This is a genomic window from Micavibrio aeruginosavorus ARL-13, from assembly GCF_000226315.1.
In the GTDB taxonomy this organism is placed as follows: Bacteria; Pseudomonadota; Alphaproteobacteria; order Micavibrionales; family Micavibrionaceae; genus Micavibrio; species Micavibrio aeruginosavorus_B.
In genome coordinates, this window is sequence record NC_016026.1 from 1,915,250 (window position 1) to 1,933,201 (window position 17,952).

The window sequence follows — 17,952 nt, forward strand, 5'->3', positions numbered from 1 at the left end:
ACGCACTATCTGGAAAACGCCCCCATCACAGTGTTACGACGTTCCCACCAAACGCACCCGGCCATCGCCCTCGATCCCCGGTTTGATGGTTCCACGAATCGGCCCTACACCCTGGCTGAACGATTTTGGCACCAGCGCTTCCCACTCAACCTTGCCGCCCTTAACCTCATAACGCACCAGCGTTCCTTCGATCGTGCGCAACGTGTCCAGCAACTCCTGAATCCGCACCATGTGACGAATGGTGTCCGACTGCAACGCGCCATAGGCATTGATCATCAGATCGTTGGAGAGTTTTTCACTGTCCGCCTTCACCTTGGCCAGGTCGCGTTTGACAAACCCCGTCATCAGGAATTGCAGAACAATGACACCGACGGCCAAAAACGAAACAGCCAACCCGGAATACAGCAACACCATCGCCGTTGCGCGCGACAATTTTTCGGTACGCAGGGCCCGGTTCCGCCACGGAATGATGGTCGCAACATCCGGGTTGATGGTGACAAAGTTCGCATCCATGCTCTGGATACGCGGCAACAATGTACGCGCCGCGCCGATATAAACCTGCATCCGCGCCGTTTCCGGATCCCACCGCAAGGCGCTGGCCATACCTTCCTGTTCATACAGGTAAACCGTTTCACGATCCCAGTATTCGCTGTTTCCCGGCAACGCCGCCGCCAGCGGACACCATGTATCCGGCGCACTGGCCAGGGCCACAGACGGCACGGCCAAGTACCAGCAGCGCCCGTCATCGACCGTGTAACAATAATGAACACGTTCCGTACCGCACGCCTGGGACGCGGCATTCCAGACCGCCTCCTCTTCCGTTCCCGGAATATGCGGTAACGATCCGCCAAAAATTTCAGACGGCAGGAAAGGGGAAAGATCGGTGCGGAAATCCTTCGCCTCGCCCGCGATAATGTCGGCCATGCCCGGTCGCATACGCGCCGGCCCCTGATCCGCGCCAACGGACGCCCCCGGCGTTGCACCCGCCCGGGTCATTTTTTTCAATGTGTCTTTCGTCGGGAAAGCCATAATTTTACATTGCTCCGCTCATCAGGCCGCCCATCATGCTGTCCATGCTCATGTTCATCACGGTCAGGGCGTAAATGGCGCTACCAAAGGCGATGGTGAGGTAAACACCGGTGAGACCAAACGCGATCCAGACGATCAGGCTATGCTTCGTCTTCGCCGCGGCCGCACGCATTTCTGCGATTGACTCCAATACTGTAGCAACTTGTCCCAGATCGGACAAGCTGGCCAGTTCCATACGCTCGCTCCGGCTCAGCGGGGCACGGTCCAGCGCCGACCCCAGCCCGACCCCACGCTCCAGCTCGGTATTGGCCTCGGTCCAATAGGCCGCAACCTCCGGCACCGTCGTGGCTTCGGATGATTGTTTCAGCGTATCGGAAATCGGCACCAGCCCGCGCAACATACGCGCCGCGGCCATCATCGAATCCACAAAACCCAGATCCCGCAAATAGGCGCCGATCAGCGGGATTTTCCGTACAATCCGCGCCGTCGGCCAGTCGGTTTTCCCCTTGTTAATCCAGAAGGAGATAACCGCCCACGCCATAAAGGCCCCGGCGGCAAAAGCCGTAAAAATCAGGATATCCCACGTCAGCGCCAGTTGCCCGACCACACGGGTGAATTTTTCCTGCTCCGCCGGGTCGGTCGGGGCGTTGTTTTTGAACCAGTCCAGAACCATGCCCCGGCCCCAGAACAGCGATTGCACAATCGACACCACGTCGATCGCCAGCCACGACATGGTGGCCACGATGGCGCGGGTGTTGCGGCGTTTCTGTGTAATCGAGTGGATCGCGTGCGGGATACCATCCTGCAACTTGTTCGCCCGTTCACTGGCCGCCAGAATGGCAATGGTGCCGTGGTCGAAAATGCGCAACGCTTTGAGCGCGTCAATCACGCCCAGGCCACGCGCCAACGCTTCACGCGCAGGAGCCAGAATGTTCTGGCGCATCGGGTTGGTTTCGGCCTGAATAATCCGCCAGAACGCCACGCCCGGCGATGTCGCCGTGGACCGGAATTGAATCCCGCGCAACAATTGCACCTGCCACCATGTGGACCGTGCCAGCATCCGCTCCATCGGGGAGCGTTCATGCGGACGGATCGAGAGGACGTAACCGCCCTTCTTCGACACAGCACGGCGCACATCATCCGCCGTCGGCAGATAAAAAGATTCCACAGCGGTTTTTGGCCCACTGGAGGAATCATACGCAATTTCGGCGACCCATTGCTGCATAGCTTGAATAAATCAGGTTTGGACTCTAGACCAAGGCGGGCACGTTTGCCCTGCCCCTTATTATAACGGCAAAAAGCTTAATTTTCCAGATTCGAGAGCGCGAGTTTCGGATCCACCAACCCGCTGAGGACCAGATCCACCAGCCCCTCGCGGCGCGTGTGGACAATCACGCCCCCGACATGCAACACCGCGTTCACGTTGGACATCAGCGCTTCGTAAATCTGGTTCCGCTGCGCCGGGCCCATGGGGATCATCACGGCGTCCAGCAGCAATGTCCGGCCCATAATCCCCGTGCGGTTGCACAGATCACAGCCCGAGCTGTTGTGCGTACGCACGATAGCGTCCGGGTTAATGCCCAGCATGTAAATTTCTTCCTGGCTCATCGCCTCGCCGGCGCGCGTTTTGTGGGCGCATCCCTGACACAGCGTTTTCACCAAACGCTGGTTCATGATGGCCTTCACCTGTTGTGCCAGGGTAAAGGTGGATGACCGCTCCCGTTCATGCGGCATCAATGAACGCAGGCGTTCAAATGTCTGCAACGCCGTATCGGCGTGAATGGTGGAAATAACAGTGTGGCCGGATTCGGCGGCCCGCAATGCGGTTTCAACCGTATCGCCATCCCGCATCTCCCCGATCACGATATAATCGGGATCGTGACGCATCGCGGCGCGGATCAAGTCAGCAAACTCACCACCGGGCATACCGGGGCGAACCTGCCACTGCGTCGCGTAACGCAATTCATATTCAATCGGATCTTCAATCGTCAGAACGTGGCGACGGCGACGGTCAATCTGCTGAACGCACGCATACAAGGTTGTAGTTTTACCGGAACCCGTCGGACCGGACAGCAGGATCAAACCACCACCGCCCTTAATATCGGGCGACAACAACTGCGACAAATAATCCGCCACATCCGTATGGCGGCGGAACAATTCGTCAAACCCCTTCAGTGACGCGCGGTCGAGCAAACGCAATGTGATTTTTTCACCGTCCTGCGCCTGCGGCCCGGCAGCCACACGAATATCGATGTTCCGGCCCTGCCACATAAAGGCAAAACGACCATCTTTCGGTGTCGTTCGATCACCGAAGTTCAAACCGGCATCCCGTTTGATCAATGTCGTCAGACGCGCCATGGCATCGGACGGCAGCAAGTGCATCGGGATCATGTCACCGTCAATACGGTAACGAATCCAGTTCGGCGTATCGGGGTTGTTATCCTGCAAAATGTGAATATCCGATGCGCGCATCTGCAACGCTTCGGCCAGCATATCGCGCTGGAATTGGTTCAGCAGCAAACCATTGTCCGTATCGGACAACCATTGCGCCAGCGTCTTCTCCGTCCGGTCCGCAGACAGATCGTGCACAGCGCGCAGTGTTTCGAGTAACTCAGCCCGGTCCCAAACCTCAATCTCAATTCGCTCAACAACCAGGCCGGACCGGTTTGCGGTGGACAACAAGGCTTTGATCTGGCGATCATTCAGTTCGTGCAGGGGCGCAACGCGCAACACGCCATCCTGTAAACCGATCAGGTGAATGGACAGCGGCAACCACGATTGCACTGGCAAAATCGAACGCAGCTGGTCCCCGGACGCGCGGTCACGCAAGCCCTCTTCTTCGGCTTCCGCACCACCGGCCACCGTAGCCCCGGCCATTTCCAGCAACTGTTCCGTAGTTCGGGACACGCCCTGATCCATCAGGATCGCGCGTTCCTTCTGCACCATGTCCAGATAACGTTCGCGGCCTTCGTTCGCGCGCATCCGGCGACGATCCGCCCACATGCGACGCTCCATCCCACCGGGCGCACCTTGTTCCGCCTGACGGCGGTCAATGCGCTCACCCGGCATGCGGCGCTCCTCCCCTTCATAGGAAGGGAAAGCATCGGGGTGGTTCTGGTCGTCTGGATAGTCCTGATCGCTCATCGCTTCAGGTCCTTATGGCGTTGGTGTCGCGCTGGTGGACGACGAGGATGTCGACGAAGATGATGTGGTCGATGACGATGAACGGCCCGGGCCCACATTCACAGAATTGGACGACAAAGCGCGATCAAACAGCAACAGAACTTTTTCATCACCGCTTTGGAATTCAACGCCACTGGAACGGATATTGACGTTCCACAGGAAACCACCAATAACAACTTCTTCGCCATTAAAGACGATACGGCTGCCACCCGGGCCGGTGATAATAGCCCGTTTTGGTGAGTGTGACGTCACCGCGAAACCATCCAGCACCGTGGCCGGATCAATATCGTTATCACGAACGATAATTTCCTGACGCGTTTCACCCGACGAGCTGGTCACAACCGTTTCGGCCAGACGAACAGCCTGATTATCCTTGCTGACAATCCCCGTGGCCGTCCCGCGAACCGGCAGAACGAGAATGCCGCGTGCGCCATCGTGCATAATTTGGATGTCATCCAAAATCGCCCCTTCACGCACCGGATTCCACACGACCGTCAACGGGCAAGCCTGCACCGGTTCCAGCATCATGTCCGGGGCACAGCCATTTTTCGAAATCGACAACCCCGTATCCGTGTTGGACAAACGAATGTCATTCAGAGTCAAAGCCACATCACCCGCGTTTACCAATGACACCGTCATGGCGGAAGATGTGGACACGCCCGTTTCAAAGTTCACTTCTTCCTGAGAGGATACCAACAACCCTTTGCCCGGGATTGCTTCCGGGAACGGTTTGGCCTGCTCCAGATCTTCCGGATCGAATTCGCCCAAAATGGGTACGCTGGCCACGCTGGTTGGGCCAGAGTGTTCAACAACAAGCACGCCAGACACCTGACCACGCAGGATCGGTGACCAGATCACAGACACGATACAGGCCTGCCCCGGCCCCAATTTTGCGCAATCGGTGCGGAAGCTGATCCCCGATTTATCGGCAGCCTCAACATAGATGGCTTCAATATCAATGGCCTCGGACGTAATGTTCCGGAACACGACCGGTTTGACGACGGGCTGGCTGGTGTCGACATCTTCGAAATCCAGCTCCGTTGGGATGGCTTCGATATCACTGCGGAACACATCGGTATCATCATCGTTCGCCTGCACGTCACCCACGACTGTGGCGGTGACCAGACGGGTGGTCCCGCTGTGGCGCATCAGCATTTCAATACGAAAACGTCCTGCCTGCAAACCCTTGACCGACAGACCAATGGCGCACACGGCACCGGGCGGCAGCATATCGTCCGGCGACGATCCCTGGCATTCATTGATCGCCACAGACGCGGACACGCTGGATGACGGATACAGATTGATGGCACCCGTCTGCAACGGACGCCCACTGTCGTTACGGAACAACACCACGACCTGCGCCGTGGACCCCAGTGAAATCTGGCCCGTATCGACGTTGGGCTGAACCGGGGTCAAGTCACCGATCACACCGCCCTTGCCCGTCACGTTCCGGCCCGGATCATCAAATGCGCTCTGCGCGGCGGCCTGCGATGAAAAACCGGTCCACAACAACCCTGCGCCAACAGCGCCGATCACACATGCACGCAAACCCCGTGAAATCAGGGTGTGTGCGGACGATGGGGCCATATTCAATAATGTCATCATCGGATCATTTACCTATCAATATGTTCCGGTCAGCCGGCCGGATTCGAGAAGATCCACCGGAGCCCCGTTATTAGACGGTGCCGTCATGCGTGCGTCGCGGGCCAGCGTTGCCGGTCGCTGCGTATCCAGCGGCGCAACCTCGACCGACGAATCCATCGGCGCGCCGGCCGCGGGAACAACAGGCGCGATCGGCGCAACATTGGCCTCCGTCACAGGCGAAACGAACGCCTCACCGCCCGTTGATGTCGCCACAGGCGCAGGTGCCACATAAGGCGTTTGCCCCGGTGACGGTACGTCCGGATTTACCGGCGCATCGGACGGGGTCGGCATGGCCGATCCGCGAATGGCATTACGCTGCCCTTCTTCCGAATTCGTGTACACCACCACACGCGGACGCAGCAGGAAGACCAATTCCTGGTTCGTTGTTACGGTCGAACGGTTGGTGGGCACAATCGGCTCCATCAGCCCCAGACCGTTGGTATTGAAATTGTCCGATTCCTGGACCAGTCCAGCGATCAGAACGGAATCGCCCGGACGGACGCGCACCTGGGTGTTCAATTCACGCTCGGTCGTGCGCGGCAACTGAATGGTTGTCGACCCACCGCCGGTGGAGTCAAAGGCAAAATCCTCAATCTCCAAAACATCGGTCAGGGCGATTTCAATATCGGCATAGACGGTCGCGTTATCCCACGCGCTGCCGACCGTCAGGGTAAAGCCCGTATCCACCGAATCCGTGCTGACCGACGTGGTCGATTGACCGTTGTCCAGAGTTTCGGAGATTTCCGCGACATAGTTCTGGCGTTCCGCCGCGCGCAAACGTGCCTCAGACCCTGACAAAACGGTAATTTGCGGTTGGGATACGGTTTTCACCGCACCAAATTGTGACAGGAAGTTGAAAATTTCACGGGCACTCAAGGAACCATCCGCACCCTCAATCCCCTTTGTCGTCGGCAGGCCGATGCTGATCGGGTTGGTGAACCCCTCGCCCAGCGTTGCATCATTGATGCTGAACCCGGTGCCAAACTTGCCCAGATCGGCCAGCATATCCCAACGGATACCCGTGGCGTTACCAGCGTTCAGCGACACTTCCCAAATATAGGTTTCAAACACGATCAACGCGGTCGACGCGCGCATGCGTTGGAAATACCGCAACGCCATATCGGCAGAATTTTGGTTCGCCGTATAGACCAATGTGCGGGTCGAACTGTCGATAATCGGCGACGTCCCGACAATTGCCGCCAGACCAGCGGCCACGTTCTGCATGAACGATTCATCTTGGCTGATCGGCGGGATTTTTACGGTGAAGGTCTGGCTTTCTTTCACGACCAGAACACCATCTTCGAACGAGCAATAAAGCTGAGCCAATCCGCAGACCTTATTCACGACGGAACTCAACGGTCCGCGCAAATTCGCCACAGTGATGGTGCGCGTCAGACCTTCGTTGCTTTCAAAGGCCAGCGGCACATCATAATCCGCCAAAATCAACTGCAACGCACCGGCCAAAGTTTCACCGCGCAGCTCCAGCGGCCCCACCATGTCATTGGGCAGCGGATCATCCATGGAAATTTCAGGGATCAGAACATCGCGCCCCAGTGGCAGATACATCACACTGTCCGGGCGTTCGTTGATGGCTTCCTTGCGCTCTTCGGCAAAGGCTGGCGCGGGAATATCCAGATCGCGCGCGCCCGGCACGTTCGCCTGCGCACAGCCCAGCAACATCAACGGCAACAACGCAGCCGACATCAATTGTCGCGCCATACCTTTACGGTTCTGCATCTTGCGTGCGTGTGTATTCATCATCATGTCCCCCGGGTCACCAGCACCCGTTCAATCGCTTTAATCAACCTGTCTTTCACAACCGGCTTGATCAGAACAGCACCGACACCCCACTTGGCCGCCTGTTCCAACAAATCGGTCGTTTGATCGCCCGTCACAAGAATGACCGGCGTTTCCAAATCTCTGCCGCGCACCGCGCGAATAAAATCCAATCCACCCATCGGCTCCATACGCACATCGACAACAGCCGCCGCAATATTGGCGCTCATCAACCCGAGTGCTTCGTGGCCGTCTTTTGCTTCCACCGTTTCATGTCCGGCATCTTTCAAAAAACGGACGATTTGCATCCGTACAAAATCATTGTCTTCGACAACTAAGATCTGGGCGGCGGACATGGGACGAGCCGGGAACAAAAGAAGGACTGGAGGGTGGTCTGACGTGATTCGCCAAACCGGATAAATCATAACAAGGGTAAACAAGGAACCCCTTTGATGCAAACGCTTTTGGCGCAAATCCGTGGTTTCCGGCCCGCGACACGCAAATATTAACGATTGCTTCAGCTTCGTAAAATCGCTGTGAATCACCATGCCCCCGCATATTGAGCCCCACCCCGCCCGGGTGTAGGGTCAGCCCCATCGTTTTTCCCGATAAACCGCCTCATAAACCGATGGAAAGACTGGCATGTTGGACTGGGTGGCGCTGTTATGCCTTGCGGGCGCGATTGGATTGCTGATCGCGCTGGCCATCATTGATCTGAAAACCTGGCTGCTGCCCAACGTTTTGGTCGCGCCCTTTGCTCTGCTCGCCATCATTTTCCATTTTGTCGCCCCCACCCAATCCCTGCCTTTGCCCGACATGATCGCCGGGGCAGCCCTCGGCTTTGGCGTATTATGGATTATCCGTTATTTTGGCAGTCGTTATTATGGCCAAGACGCGCTCGGCCTCGGCGATGTGAAATTGATGGGCGCCGCCGGATTATGGTTAGGGACTGAGGGCATCACACTGGCTCTGACCCTTGGCGCAACCGCCGGGTTACTGCACGGGCTGGGCGTCGCCGCCCTGACCGCGCGGCGCGAAGGCGGCCCGATGAAGCTATCCCGCCTGCAAATTCCCGCCGGCCCCGGCTTCGTTGTCGGCATCTTGTGTGTCGGGGCCTATCAATACATGCATTTCCGGATCGGGGGGTAAACAACAATGACTGGCGCACTGAGCAATATCCGCGTTCTCGACCTCTCCCGCGTGCTTGCGGGGCCGGTTTGCACACAAATTCTGGGCGACCTTGGCGCCGACATTATCAAGGTTGAGCGCCCGGGTGAGGGCGACGACACCCGCAAATGGGGCCCGCCCTATCTGCTGGATGAAAACGGCGCGCCCACCAGCGAAAGCGCCTATTACCTGTCCGCCAACCGGAACAAGCGATCCCTCGCCGTCGATATCACGACGACGGAAGGGCAAGAGATCATTCACGCCTTGCTCGAAAAATCCGATGTGATGATCGAGAATTTCAAAGTGGGCGGGTTGGATAAATACGGGCTGGGTTGGACCAGCATTCAAAAACGCCATCCGCATATTATCTGTGCCTCCATCACCGGGTTTGGTCACACTGGCCCACTGGCCAGCGAGCCGGGTTATGATCTGATGGTTCAGGCCATGGGCGGCATGATGGCGATTACGGGTGAACCCGGCGGTCAGCCCATGAAAATCGGCGTGGCACTCAGCGATGTGATGACCGGGCTTTACGCCACCATCGGTATTCTCGCCGCACTGAACGCCCGCAAGGAAACAGGCAAAGGGCAACATGTTGATGTCGCCTTACTGGATTGCACACTGGCGGGCCTGACCAACCTTGCGCAATATTATTTAACATCCGGCACCGTTGCGAAACGTCAGGGCAATGCCCACGCCACCATCGTTCCCTATCAAGCGTTTGAAGCGGCCGATGGATGGATGGTGATTGCCGTTGGCAATGACACGCAATTCAAACGCTTGGCCACCGCCCTTGGCCATGCCGAATGGGCGGATGATGAGCGCTTCGCCCGCAACCAAGCCCGCGTGAAGCACCGCGACATTCTGGTGCCCATGATCGAATCCGCCATGAAAACACGCAGTGTGGAGTCATGGGTGTCGTTGTGTCGCGACATTGACGTGCCCGCCGGCCCCGTCAACAAGATGGATCAGGTGTTCGCCATGGCGCAGGTTGATGCCCGCGCGATGAACATTGAAATGAACCATCCGCTGTCCCCCACACCGATCCATTTGGTGGGCAGCCCGCTGAAACTGTCCGACACATCCGTCGATTATCGCCTCCCCCCGCCGATTTGTGGGGAACATACGCGCGATATTTTGCAGAGCCTGTTGCAGATGGATGATGCGGATATCCAAGCCCTGATGACGCGTAACATTGTGGACCAACACTGAAATGAAACACTGCACCGGCATACAGAATTTAAGCGACGCGGATATTGACGCCATTTTATCACGCGCCCAAACCTATGCCGATCAGATCAATGCGGGCCAGCCCATCACCCCCTCCTTAAACGGACGGATTGTGATGAATCTGTTTTTCGAAAATTCCACCCGCACGCGTACATCGTTTGAAACGGCCGCCCTGCGTCTGGGGGCCAATGTCATTAACTGGGACGTTGAATCCAGTTCGATCAAAAAGAACGAAAGTTTTTCAGACACAATCCAGACGCTGGCCGAATACGACCCAGATGCCATCATCATCCGCCATTCCGAATATGGCGCGCCCGATTATGTGGCCTCCATGGTCAAATGCCCGGTGATCAATGCCGGGGATTCATGGCGCGAACACCCGACGCAAGCGTTGTTGGACGCCTTCACCATCCGTCAGGCCAAGGGCCGGATCGAAGGATTGACCATCGCCATTTGCGGCGATATCGCGCACAGCCGTGTCGCCGCATCCAACATGGCCCTGTTGACCCGATTGGGGGCAAAGGTCCGCGTGATTGCGCCCGACTTCCTGATGCCGGAAAAACCGCTGGCCGCTGGCATTGAAAAATTCACATCAATGGACGCGGGCTTGCCCGGTTGCGACATTGTCATGATGTTGCGCAATCAAAAGGAACGCATGGACCCATCGCGCATGCCATCCGACATTGCCTTCTTCAATCAATATGGCCTAACCATCGATCGTCTGGATCTGGCCAAGCCGGATGCGTGCGTCATGCATCCGGGCCCCATGAACCGGGGCGTGGAAATTGCCGATGACGTCGCCGATGACCCGACCCGATCCCTGATTTTAAAACAGGTGCGCAACGGCGTCCCCGTGCGCATGGCCGTGCTCGACCTTTTAATCAACCGCTAACGAAACGACGTACCATAAATGACCAGCGTTCTTCTCTTCTCCGTCTTTGGCTATCTGCTGGGCTCGATCCCGTTCGGGTTGGTGCTGGCGCGTCTGGGCGGATATGGCGATATTCGCAAAATCGGATCCGGCAATATTGGCGCCACCAACGTGCTGCGCACGGGCAATAAACCGCTGGCGTTTCTGACGTTGATTTTGGATGGGGGCAAGGGCGCGCTGGCCGTGTTCATCGCCAACCATTTTGGATCGTTCGATGCCGCCATGGCCGCCGGATTGTTCAGCATTCTGGGTCATTGCTTTCCCATCTGGCTGCAATTCAAGGGCGGCAAGGGCGTGGCCACCACGCTGGGTATGGTTCTGGCACTGGCTCCGTTTACGGGTCTGGCTGCGTGCACCACATGGCTGGTCGTCGCCGTGATCTCCCGTATATCTTCTCTGTCGGCCTTGATTGCGATGATTTCAATGCCCGTTTCGGCATTTGTGATTTATCACGATATCAAACTGGCCGCCGTATGCGCGGGCGTCGCCGCCTTTGTCTGGATCCGCCACAAGGCCAACATCCAGCGCATCTTGAAAGGCGAAGAACCAAAAATCGGGAAGAAGAAAAAAGACGCTTAGGGGCGCGGAGTCGCAATAATGGTCCGTGGGCGCGGTTTTTGCAAAGACGGATCAGCCGTCACTATGCCTTTCCAAACGTTGCGCAGGGCTTTAACCCGGTCATCCCGCACCGGGTGCGTGCCGAATAATTTTTCCATCGCAGTGGACATCGATGGCTCCGGCGCATCCTCTTCATAAATACCACCGGGGCCCGTATCGTCCAGCCGATCAATCAACGACACGGCCGCATTAAAATCCCGCGTCAGGCGTAATGCATTTTCATCGGCGCGATATTCCTGTCCCCGCACAATTTTGGCGGCCAGCGCCTTCTGCGCGAAATGATGGACGTAGAAAAATCCCGCCCATGACGCACCATACAACGCGGCACCGATGGATCCGCCTGTTGCAACAACGGCGGCCGCCAAACCGAGACCCGCAATCGCGCTCAGGAAAAGAGATCCCTGAACGGCGACGCGCATCGGAATCTGCACACGCACATCATTCGCCCGCATATGTGCCATTTCATGCGCCAGAACAAATGTCCGTTCCGCACAGGGCATGCGTTTAAAACGGGACGACACGTAAATTGCGGTTCCGGTTGTTGCCGCCACATCACCGATCATGTTCAGGCCATGAAAATCCCGATCATCAATCAAACGCACGGGGGGCGCAGCCAACCCAAGACGGCCCGCCAAAAAAGCCACCATGTCCTGCACCGCGGGAATCGTTGGCGCATGGGCATAGGCCCGGTCAAAATCACGATCGCTTTCAATCTGCAGCGCACGGATTAAAGCGGCCCCATACGCCACCCCCGCAACGCCCAGCCCCACCAGCGGAGCAAACCCAAACATCGCCGATGCCATCATGGCCAGCCCGGCGGGCGCTCCGAACTGGGCCAAAACCATCCCAGCGCCGCACAGCAGACGGGAGCGGAGGGTGGGCAGGCGCAAAATCGGTATTGGGGCGGTTTCCGGCATACATGTCGGTTTACATATACTTAAAACTTTTGTCAAAAACTGTGCATATCCCCCACACCTCCAGGTTTAGGCAGGATTTCACCCCCAACGGGTGATACATACTTAGGTATGGCCCGCATACACGAACATGCCGCAACGTCGCATTTTGATGACGATATGATCCGCGACTGGCTCCGGCTGGCGCGCACGCCGCATGTTGGCCCCATCACCTTTTACCGCCTGTTGCAAAAATTTGGCACCGCCCGCGCCGCGTTGGACGCCCTGCCCGATCTGGTACCGGCGCACGGCAAGCAAAAAAAGCTGACACCTGCACCCCTGGCCGATATCGACCACGAATTAAACGCCCTGCACAAAATGGGCTGCATGATTCTGTGCGCCGATGATGTGCGATACCCCGCCCCCCTGCGCGCGGTGGAGGACGCCCCACCCGTGATCACCGTGCTGGGCAATATCGAATTGTTGAAACGCCGCTGTGTCGGGATTGTTGGCGCGCGCAACGCGTCGATGAACGGACGCAATTTTGCGCGCAAACTGGCCACCGATTTATCGGCAACGGGCATCGGTGTTGTGTCTGGCCTGGCGCGCGGCATTGACACCGCCGCACACGAAGGATCGCTGTCCGGCGGCACCATTGCCGTGGTCGCGGGCGGCGTTGATATCGTCTATCCACCGGAAAACCAGAAACTGTACGATTCCATCCGGGCAGAAGGATTGATTGTCGCGGAAAGCCCGCTAGCGCAGGAACCTTTTGCCCAAAGCTTCCCCCGCCGCAACCGCGTGATTTCAGGATTATCACAGGGTATTGTGGTGGTGGAGGCTTCGCTGCGCTCCGGTTCACTGATCACCGCGCGCGTGGCCGCGGAACAGGGGCGCGATGTTTTCGCCGTGCCCGGCCACCCGATGGACCCGCGCGCCGAGGGGACCAACAGCCTGATCCGCGACGGCGCGGTTATGGTCCGCAGCGCGCAAGACATTCTGGACGATCTGCGTACATTGCAGCCGGACGAATTTCACACAGCGGCAGGCGTCATCCCAGGCGGATTGTTTGACCGCGCAACCGGGTTCTTCCACGACGACAAGACAAAACATGACGACGATGTTTTCGCCGATCTGGACGATGACATTCTGGACATGATGCTGGATTTGGGCGTACGCCCGATCCCAACCAGTCCCGCGTCCAATCCCGCCGATTTATGCGAAGCGATTTTGGATCATCTATCAACCACCGCCGTTGATATCGACGACCTGATCCGCACGCTGGGTCATTCCACCGCCACGGTGCAAAGCGCCCTGTTGACCCTGGAACTGGCGGGCCGGGTCCAACGCCTGCCCGGGAACCGGGTGGTCCGGCTGGCGGCCTGAAAACAGGCACCCGCCCAAAAAGCTTGCAAATTTCCATAAGCTTTACCATGATCCGGCCATGCTCAAGCCAACCCGGGTCATTTTTAACTACGCTGCACGGTGCAATATGCCGTGCCAATTTTGCTACATCCCATTCAATGGGGTGCGGTCCGCGCTGACCGACCGGCTGGCCGCCATTGACCGTGCGGCCGCGATGGGCGCGGAACTGATCACCTTTGGCGGCGGCGACCCGCTGCTGGACCGCGATCTGGAATCCGTCTTTGCGCACACGGCATCCCACGGCATGAAAATCCAGCTGGATACAAATGGGCTACTTTTGAATGCAGGCACCCTGCCCCTGCTGCAACGTTATGTCAGTTTCATGAGCCTGCCGCTGGAGGGCGACGCTGACACCCACACAGCGATGCGCGGAAACAAAAAACACTTCGCCCACGTTCTGGATATCATTCCGCGCGTGCTGGATGCGGGCATACGATTGAAGATCAACACCGTGGCCTGCACCAAAAATCTGCATGCCATGCCGACACTGGCCGACACGTTGTTGCCGTTCGCAAACCGTGAACACAATTCATTGGCGCGGTGGAGCATCTATGAATTCATCCCCGCCGAACGCGGAGACATGAACCGGATTGATTTTGAATTATCCCCCGGGCGGTTTCAGTCCGCAATGAACGAACTGTGCCGTCGCTTCCCCGATCTACCTATTGAACCCGGCGCGCGCAGTGCGCGTAAATCGGCCTATTTCTTTATGAATGATAATGGCACGGTTTATGCCACCAACCCATCAACGGATTGCGACAGCACGGTCTTTCTGGGCCACATCATGGATGACGACATCCATGAAAAATGGTCCGCCCTGATTGAGGGGACGGACCATGGTGTTCGCTTTCACGATCGCGCAAATTTACGCTTGAAACTGATATAGTTATTTCGGTACTGGACCGGATGGGGCCGCAGCTTTCTTCGCCGCCATGATTTTCAGACAATCATCCTTGGTCAGTTCAAACAGAACGTCCTTGGCCTCACCCGTCGCACGGCGTGTAAATTGATCATGGAACGCGCTGGCGTCGCGCGTCAAACGATCACAATATTTATCGACCATCACATCCGGGCTGGCGTTGTCGCGTGCGTCCTGTTCACGTTTGTTTTCATTCCACAGATGAGCCACCCCGATGATCGTAATCATCGTCGCATAGAACAGGGCCGTTTGTCCCAGCGTTACTTTTGACTGTTTCATAACCATGGTCTCTTTCCCCGCCCAAACCGGACGGATACGAAATCTGTTCAAGGGCCCACCCTAATCATCGATTAAAAGTTATGTCAACAAAATCGCCGCTTTTGTATTTTTCATAAAAACCACCCTGTTGACGAACGCCCCAACCCGTGTCATTCCCTGAAAGGACACTTTATATATAGAGGCAGGATTTTCACTTGAGCGCTTCCAATCTCGTCATCGTTGAATCCCCGTCCAAGGCCAAGACCATTAATAAGTATCTTGGCCCGGATTATGAGGTTTTAGCCTCTTACGGCCACGTCCGTGACCTGCCGCCCAAGGATGGCTCGGTGGACCCGGAAAATGGCTTTGCCATGCTTTGGGAACTGGGCGATCGCGCCGCAAAACCGGTCAACGACATTCGCCGCGCCGTGAAAAAGGCCAAAGCCCTCTATCTGGCGACTGACCCTGATCGTGAAGGGGAAGCGATTTCATGGCACGTACAGGAACTGTTGAAGGACGAAAAACTGTTGGAGGGCAAACAGGTCTTCCGCGTGACCTTCAACGAAATCACCAAGAAAGCGGTTCAGGAAGCCTTCAAAAACGCCCGTGATCTGGACGCCCCGTTGGTTGAGGCGTATCTGGCCCGCCGTGCGCTGGATTATCTGGTCGGGTTTAACCTGTCCCCGGTTTTGTGGCGTAAACTGCCCGGCTCTCGTTCTGCGGGGCGTGTGCAATCCGTGGCCCTGCGCCTGATTTGCGAACGCGAATCCGAAATTGAAAAATTCCGCGCCGATGAATATTGGACGATTGAAGCGCGATTGCACAACCGTGACGGCGCCCCGTTCACCGCGCGCCTGACCCACTTGTCCGGCAACAAGCTGGACAAATTGGATATCGGGTCCGAAGCCCAAGCCACCGCCGCCGCCAACCGCATTCGCGGTAAAAATCTGGTCGTGCAGAATGTTGAAAAGAAACAGGTCCGCCGTTTCCCGCCGGCCCCGTTCATCACATCGACATTGCAACAGGAAGCATCGCGCAAACTGGGCTTTGGCGCGTCCCAAACCATGCGTTTGGCCCAACGTTTGTACGAAGGCACAGAGATCAACGGCGACACCGTTGGCTTGATCACCTATATGCGTACCGACGGCACGACCTTGTCCGAAGACGCGGTGACGCAATGCCGTGATGTGATTAAATCGAATTACGGGCCGAAATACCTGCCCGATGCGCCGCGCCTGTATAAATCCAAGGCCAAGAACGCACAGGAAGCGCACGAAGCCATTCGCCCCACCGATTTGTCGCGCACACCGGACGAAGTCCGCATGTATGTCGATGATCAAATGGCGCGCCTGTATGAACTGATCTGGAAACGCACCATGGCGTCCCAGATGGAAAACGCCGTGATGGACCAGGTGGGCGCGGATATTTCCGATGGCACCACCGATGTCGTCCTGCGCGCTACCGGCTCCACCGTTGCATTCGACGGTTTCCTGACCCTGTATCAAGAAGGTCAGGATGATGATGAAACCGACGAAGAAAACCGCCGCCTGCCCGTTTTGGACAAGGGCGATGCGACCAAGTTGATCGACGTTGCCCAAGACCAGCATTTCACCCAGCCGCCCCCGCGTTATTCGGAAGCATCGCTGGTGAAGAAAATGGAAGAACTGGGCATTGGCCGCCCGTCCACATACGCATCCATCCTGCAAGTGTTGCAGGACCGCGATTATGTGCGTCTGGACAAGAAACGTTTCATTCCGGAAGATCGCGGCCGTCTGGTCACCACCTTCCTGTCGAAATTCTTCACCCGTTATGTCGATTATGATTTTACCGCGACACTGGAAGAAGAGCTGGACGCCATTGCCGCAGGTCAGGCCCATTGGAAAGATGCACTGGCCCAGTTCTGGAAGGATTTCAGCAAGGCCGTCGGCGATACCAAAAACCTGACCATTACCGAAGTCATCGACAATCTGGATGCCGAGCTTGGCCCCCACTTCTTCCCAGTGGTTGAACACGGCAAAGACCCGCGCATCTGCCCGGCCTGTAACGAAGGGCGCTTGTCCCTGAAGCTCGGGAAATTCGGTGCCTTTATCGGTTGTGCCAATTACCCGGATTGCCGCTATACCCGCCCGCTGGTCGTTCCATCTGCGGATGAGAACGCCGAAGGTGGCGAAGCCGGCGGTGAAAGCGGTCTGGCCGCCCAACTGGCCAACGCTCCGAAAATTCTGGGCCATGATCCTGTCACGGGTCGTGCCGTATCACTGCGCCGTGGTCCATACGGCCCGTATGTGCAGATTGACCCGCCGGAGGCCCCGCCCGCCCCCGCCGTCGAAGAAAAAGCCCCCGAGGTCGAAGACGGCACCGCGAAAAAGGGCAAGGGCAAAGCGAAGAAGAAAAAAGAAACCGCAGAAAAACCAAAACGCCAAGGCGTTCCAAAGGGCCTGAAGCTGGAAGACATTGATCTGGCCGCCGCCCTGAAATTGCTGGAACTGCCGCGCGAGGTTGGCCTGCACCCGGAAACCAAAGAAATGATCAAGGCGGGCATTGGCCGCTTTGGCCCGTTCCTGGTCCATCAGGGGTCGTACACGTCAATTCCGAAGGGTGATGACGTTCTGACCATCGGCATCAACCGCGCCGTTGATTTGATCGCGGCCAAGGCCGAACGCGCCGCCAATGGCGGTGGCCGCCGTGGCGGATGGGGCAAGAAAAAAGCCAAAGCTGATGGCGACGACGCCGCACCGAAAAAAACAGCGGCAAAGAAAAAGGCCCCGGATAAAAAAGCCGCCGCCAAGAAACCGGCGGCCAAAAAGACAGCAGCGAAAAAACCCGCTGCAAAGAAAACGGCAACCAAGAAACCCGCCGCGAAAGAATAACAAAAAAGA

Annotated in this window: 15 protein-coding genes; 7 read left to right on the forward strand and 8 right to left on the reverse strand. The window is 57.2% G+C overall.

Translation table 11 applies throughout. The features are described 5' to 3' along the window. Positions 1–33 precede the first annotated feature (33 nt). The 6 genes from MICA_RS09135 to MICA_RS09160 all read right to left on the reverse strand — a co-directional run bounded on the left by MICA_RS09135 (position 34) and on the right by MICA_RS09160 (position 7,988). A complete protein-coding gene (locus MICA_RS09135) occupies positions 34–1,029 on the reverse strand; it encodes a hypothetical protein (RefSeq protein WP_014103465.1) in 996 nt (331 codons plus the stop codon). A gap of 4 nt (positions 1,030–1,033) precedes the next feature. Then, positions 1,034–2,254 carry a type II secretion system F family protein gene (locus tag MICA_RS09140; protein ID WP_014103466.1) on the reverse strand — a complete coding sequence of 407 codons (1,221 nt, stop codon included), beginning with the start codon at positions 2,252–2,254 and terminating at the stop codon, positions 1,034–1,036. A 77-nt stretch (positions 2,255–2,331) separates the two neighbouring features. After that, positions 2,332–4,173, reverse strand: coding sequence for a GspE/PulE family protein (locus tag MICA_RS09145; protein ID WP_014103467.1), 1,842 nt, complete (start codon positions 4,171–4,173; stop codon positions 2,332–2,334). 12 nt (positions 4,174–4,185) lie between these two features. Further along, entirely contained in the window at positions 4,186–5,817 is a 1,632-nt protein-coding gene (locus MICA_RS09150) for a hypothetical protein (RefSeq protein ID WP_014103468.1), read from the reverse strand. 15 nt (positions 5,818–5,832) lie between these two features. Next, on the reverse strand, positions 5,833–7,620 hold the full coding sequence (locus tag MICA_RS09155) for a type II and III secretion system family protein (RefSeq protein WP_041793990.1): 1,788 nt from the start codon (positions 7,618–7,620) through the stop codon (positions 5,833–5,835). After that, positions 7,617–7,988, reverse strand: coding sequence for a response regulator (locus MICA_RS09160; RefSeq protein ID WP_041793992.1), 372 nt, complete (start codon positions 7,986–7,988; stop codon positions 7,617–7,619). The genes MICA_RS09155 and MICA_RS09160 overlap by 4 nt, the downstream gene beginning before the upstream one ends. 286 nt (positions 7,989–8,274) lie before the next feature. Here MICA_RS09160 and MICA_RS09165 point away from each other — a divergent pair, with 286 nt between their 5' ends. The 4 genes from MICA_RS09165 to plsY are packed head-to-tail and all read left to right on the forward strand — an operon-like array spanning position 8,275 to position 11,539. Continuing rightward, positions 8,275–8,781: a prepilin peptidase gene (locus MICA_RS09165; RefSeq protein WP_014103471.1), complete on the forward strand. Its 507-nt coding sequence runs from the start codon at positions 8,275–8,277 to the stop codon at positions 8,779–8,781. A gap of 6 nt (positions 8,782–8,787) precedes the next feature. Beyond that, a complete protein-coding gene (locus tag MICA_RS09170) occupies positions 8,788–10,011 on the forward strand; it encodes a CaiB/BaiF CoA transferase family protein (RefSeq protein WP_014103472.1) in 1,224 nt (407 codons plus the stop codon). A gap of 1 nt (position 10,012) precedes the next feature. Then, a complete protein-coding gene (locus tag MICA_RS09175; protein ID WP_014103473.1) occupies positions 10,013–10,921 on the forward strand; it encodes an aspartate carbamoyltransferase catalytic subunit in 909 nt (302 codons plus the stop codon). An 18-nt stretch (positions 10,922–10,939) separates the two neighbouring features. Continuing rightward, the gene (plsY, locus tag MICA_RS09180) at positions 10,940–11,539 is read left to right on the forward strand and encodes a glycerol-3-phosphate 1-O-acyltransferase PlsY (protein ID WP_014103474.1); all 600 of its coding nucleotides are present in this window, start codon (positions 10,940–10,942) and stop codon (positions 11,537–11,539) included. Here the strand turns inward: plsY and MICA_RS09185 are convergent. Then, on the reverse strand, positions 11,536–12,495 hold the full coding sequence (locus MICA_RS09185) for a M48 family metallopeptidase (protein WP_014103475.1): 960 nt from the start codon (positions 12,493–12,495) through the stop codon (positions 11,536–11,538). The two genes, plsY and MICA_RS09185, sit on opposite strands and share 4 nt — an antisense overlap. Positions 12,496–12,603: 108 nt before the next feature. Between MICA_RS09185 and dprA the strand changes: the two genes are divergently transcribed. Next, positions 12,604–13,857: a DNA-processing protein DprA gene (gene dprA, locus MICA_RS09190; protein ID WP_014103476.1), complete on the forward strand. Its 1,254-nt coding sequence runs from the start codon at positions 12,604–12,606 to the stop codon at positions 13,855–13,857. Positions 13,858–13,915: 58 nt separating this feature from the next. Continuing rightward, entirely contained in the window at positions 13,916–14,782 is an 867-nt protein-coding gene (locus tag MICA_RS09195) for a radical SAM protein (RefSeq protein ID WP_041793995.1), read from the forward strand. Here the strand turns inward: MICA_RS09195 and MICA_RS09200 are convergent, their stop codons facing one another. Next, positions 14,783–15,094, reverse strand: a complete 312-nt coding sequence (locus MICA_RS09200; protein WP_014103478.1) for a hypothetical protein — start codon at positions 15,092–15,094, stop codon at positions 14,783–14,785. It abuts the gene before it with no gap. Positions 15,095–15,288: 194 nt separating this feature from the next. Here MICA_RS09200 and topA point away from each other — a divergent pair, with 194 nt between their 5' ends. Continuing rightward, positions 15,289–17,943, forward strand: coding sequence for a type I DNA topoisomerase (gene topA / locus MICA_RS09205; protein WP_014103479.1), 2,655 nt, complete (start codon positions 15,289–15,291; stop codon positions 17,941–17,943). The last annotated feature ends 9 nt before the right edge of the window (positions 17,944–17,952 follow it).

Bases quoted from the DNA above. Each gene is read 5' to 3' on its own strand.
- MICA_RS09135 (WP_014103465.1), bottom strand. From the start codon at position 1,029: ATGGCTTTCCCGACGAAAGACACATTGAAAAAAATGACCCGGGCGGGT.
- MICA_RS09140 (WP_014103466.1), bottom strand. From the start codon at position 2,254: ATGCAGCAATGGGTCGCCGAAATTGCGTATGATTCCTCCAGTGGGCCA.
- MICA_RS09145 (WP_014103467.1), bottom strand. From the start codon at position 4,173: ATGAGCGATCAGGACTATCCAGACGACCAGAACCACCCCGATGCTTTC.
- MICA_RS09150 (WP_014103468.1), bottom strand. From the start codon at position 5,817: ATGATGACATTATTGAATATGGCCCCATCGTCCGCACACACCCTGATT.
- MICA_RS09155 (WP_041793990.1), bottom strand. From the start codon at position 7,620: ATGATGATGAATACACACGCACGCAAGATGCAGAACCGTAAAGGTATG.
- MICA_RS09160 (WP_041793992.1), bottom strand. From the start codon at position 7,988: ATGTCCGCCGCCCAGATCTTAGTTGTCGAAGACAATGATTTTGTACGG.
- MICA_RS09165 (WP_014103471.1), top strand. From the start codon at position 8,275: ATGTTGGACTGGGTGGCGCTGTTATGCCTTGCGGGCGCGATTGGATTG.
- MICA_RS09170 (WP_014103472.1), top strand. From the start codon at position 8,788: ATGACTGGCGCACTGAGCAATATCCGCGTTCTCGACCTCTCCCGCGTG.
- MICA_RS09175 (WP_014103473.1), top strand. From the start codon at position 10,013: ATGAAACACTGCACCGGCATACAGAATTTAAGCGACGCGGATATTGAC.
- plsY (WP_014103474.1), top strand. From the start codon at position 10,940: ATGACCAGCGTTCTTCTCTTCTCCGTCTTTGGCTATCTGCTGGGCTCG.
- MICA_RS09185 (WP_014103475.1), bottom strand. From the start codon at position 12,495: ATGCCGGAAACCGCCCCAATACCGATTTTGCGCCTGCCCACCCTCCGC.
- dprA (WP_014103476.1), top strand. From the start codon at position 12,604: ATGGCCCGCATACACGAACATGCCGCAACGTCGCATTTTGATGACGAT.
- MICA_RS09195 (WP_041793995.1), top strand. From the start codon at position 13,916: ATGCTCAAGCCAACCCGGGTCATTTTTAACTACGCTGCACGGTGCAAT.
- MICA_RS09200 (WP_014103478.1), bottom strand. From the start codon at position 15,094: ATGAAACAGTCAAAAGTAACGCTGGGACAAACGGCCCTGTTCTATGCG.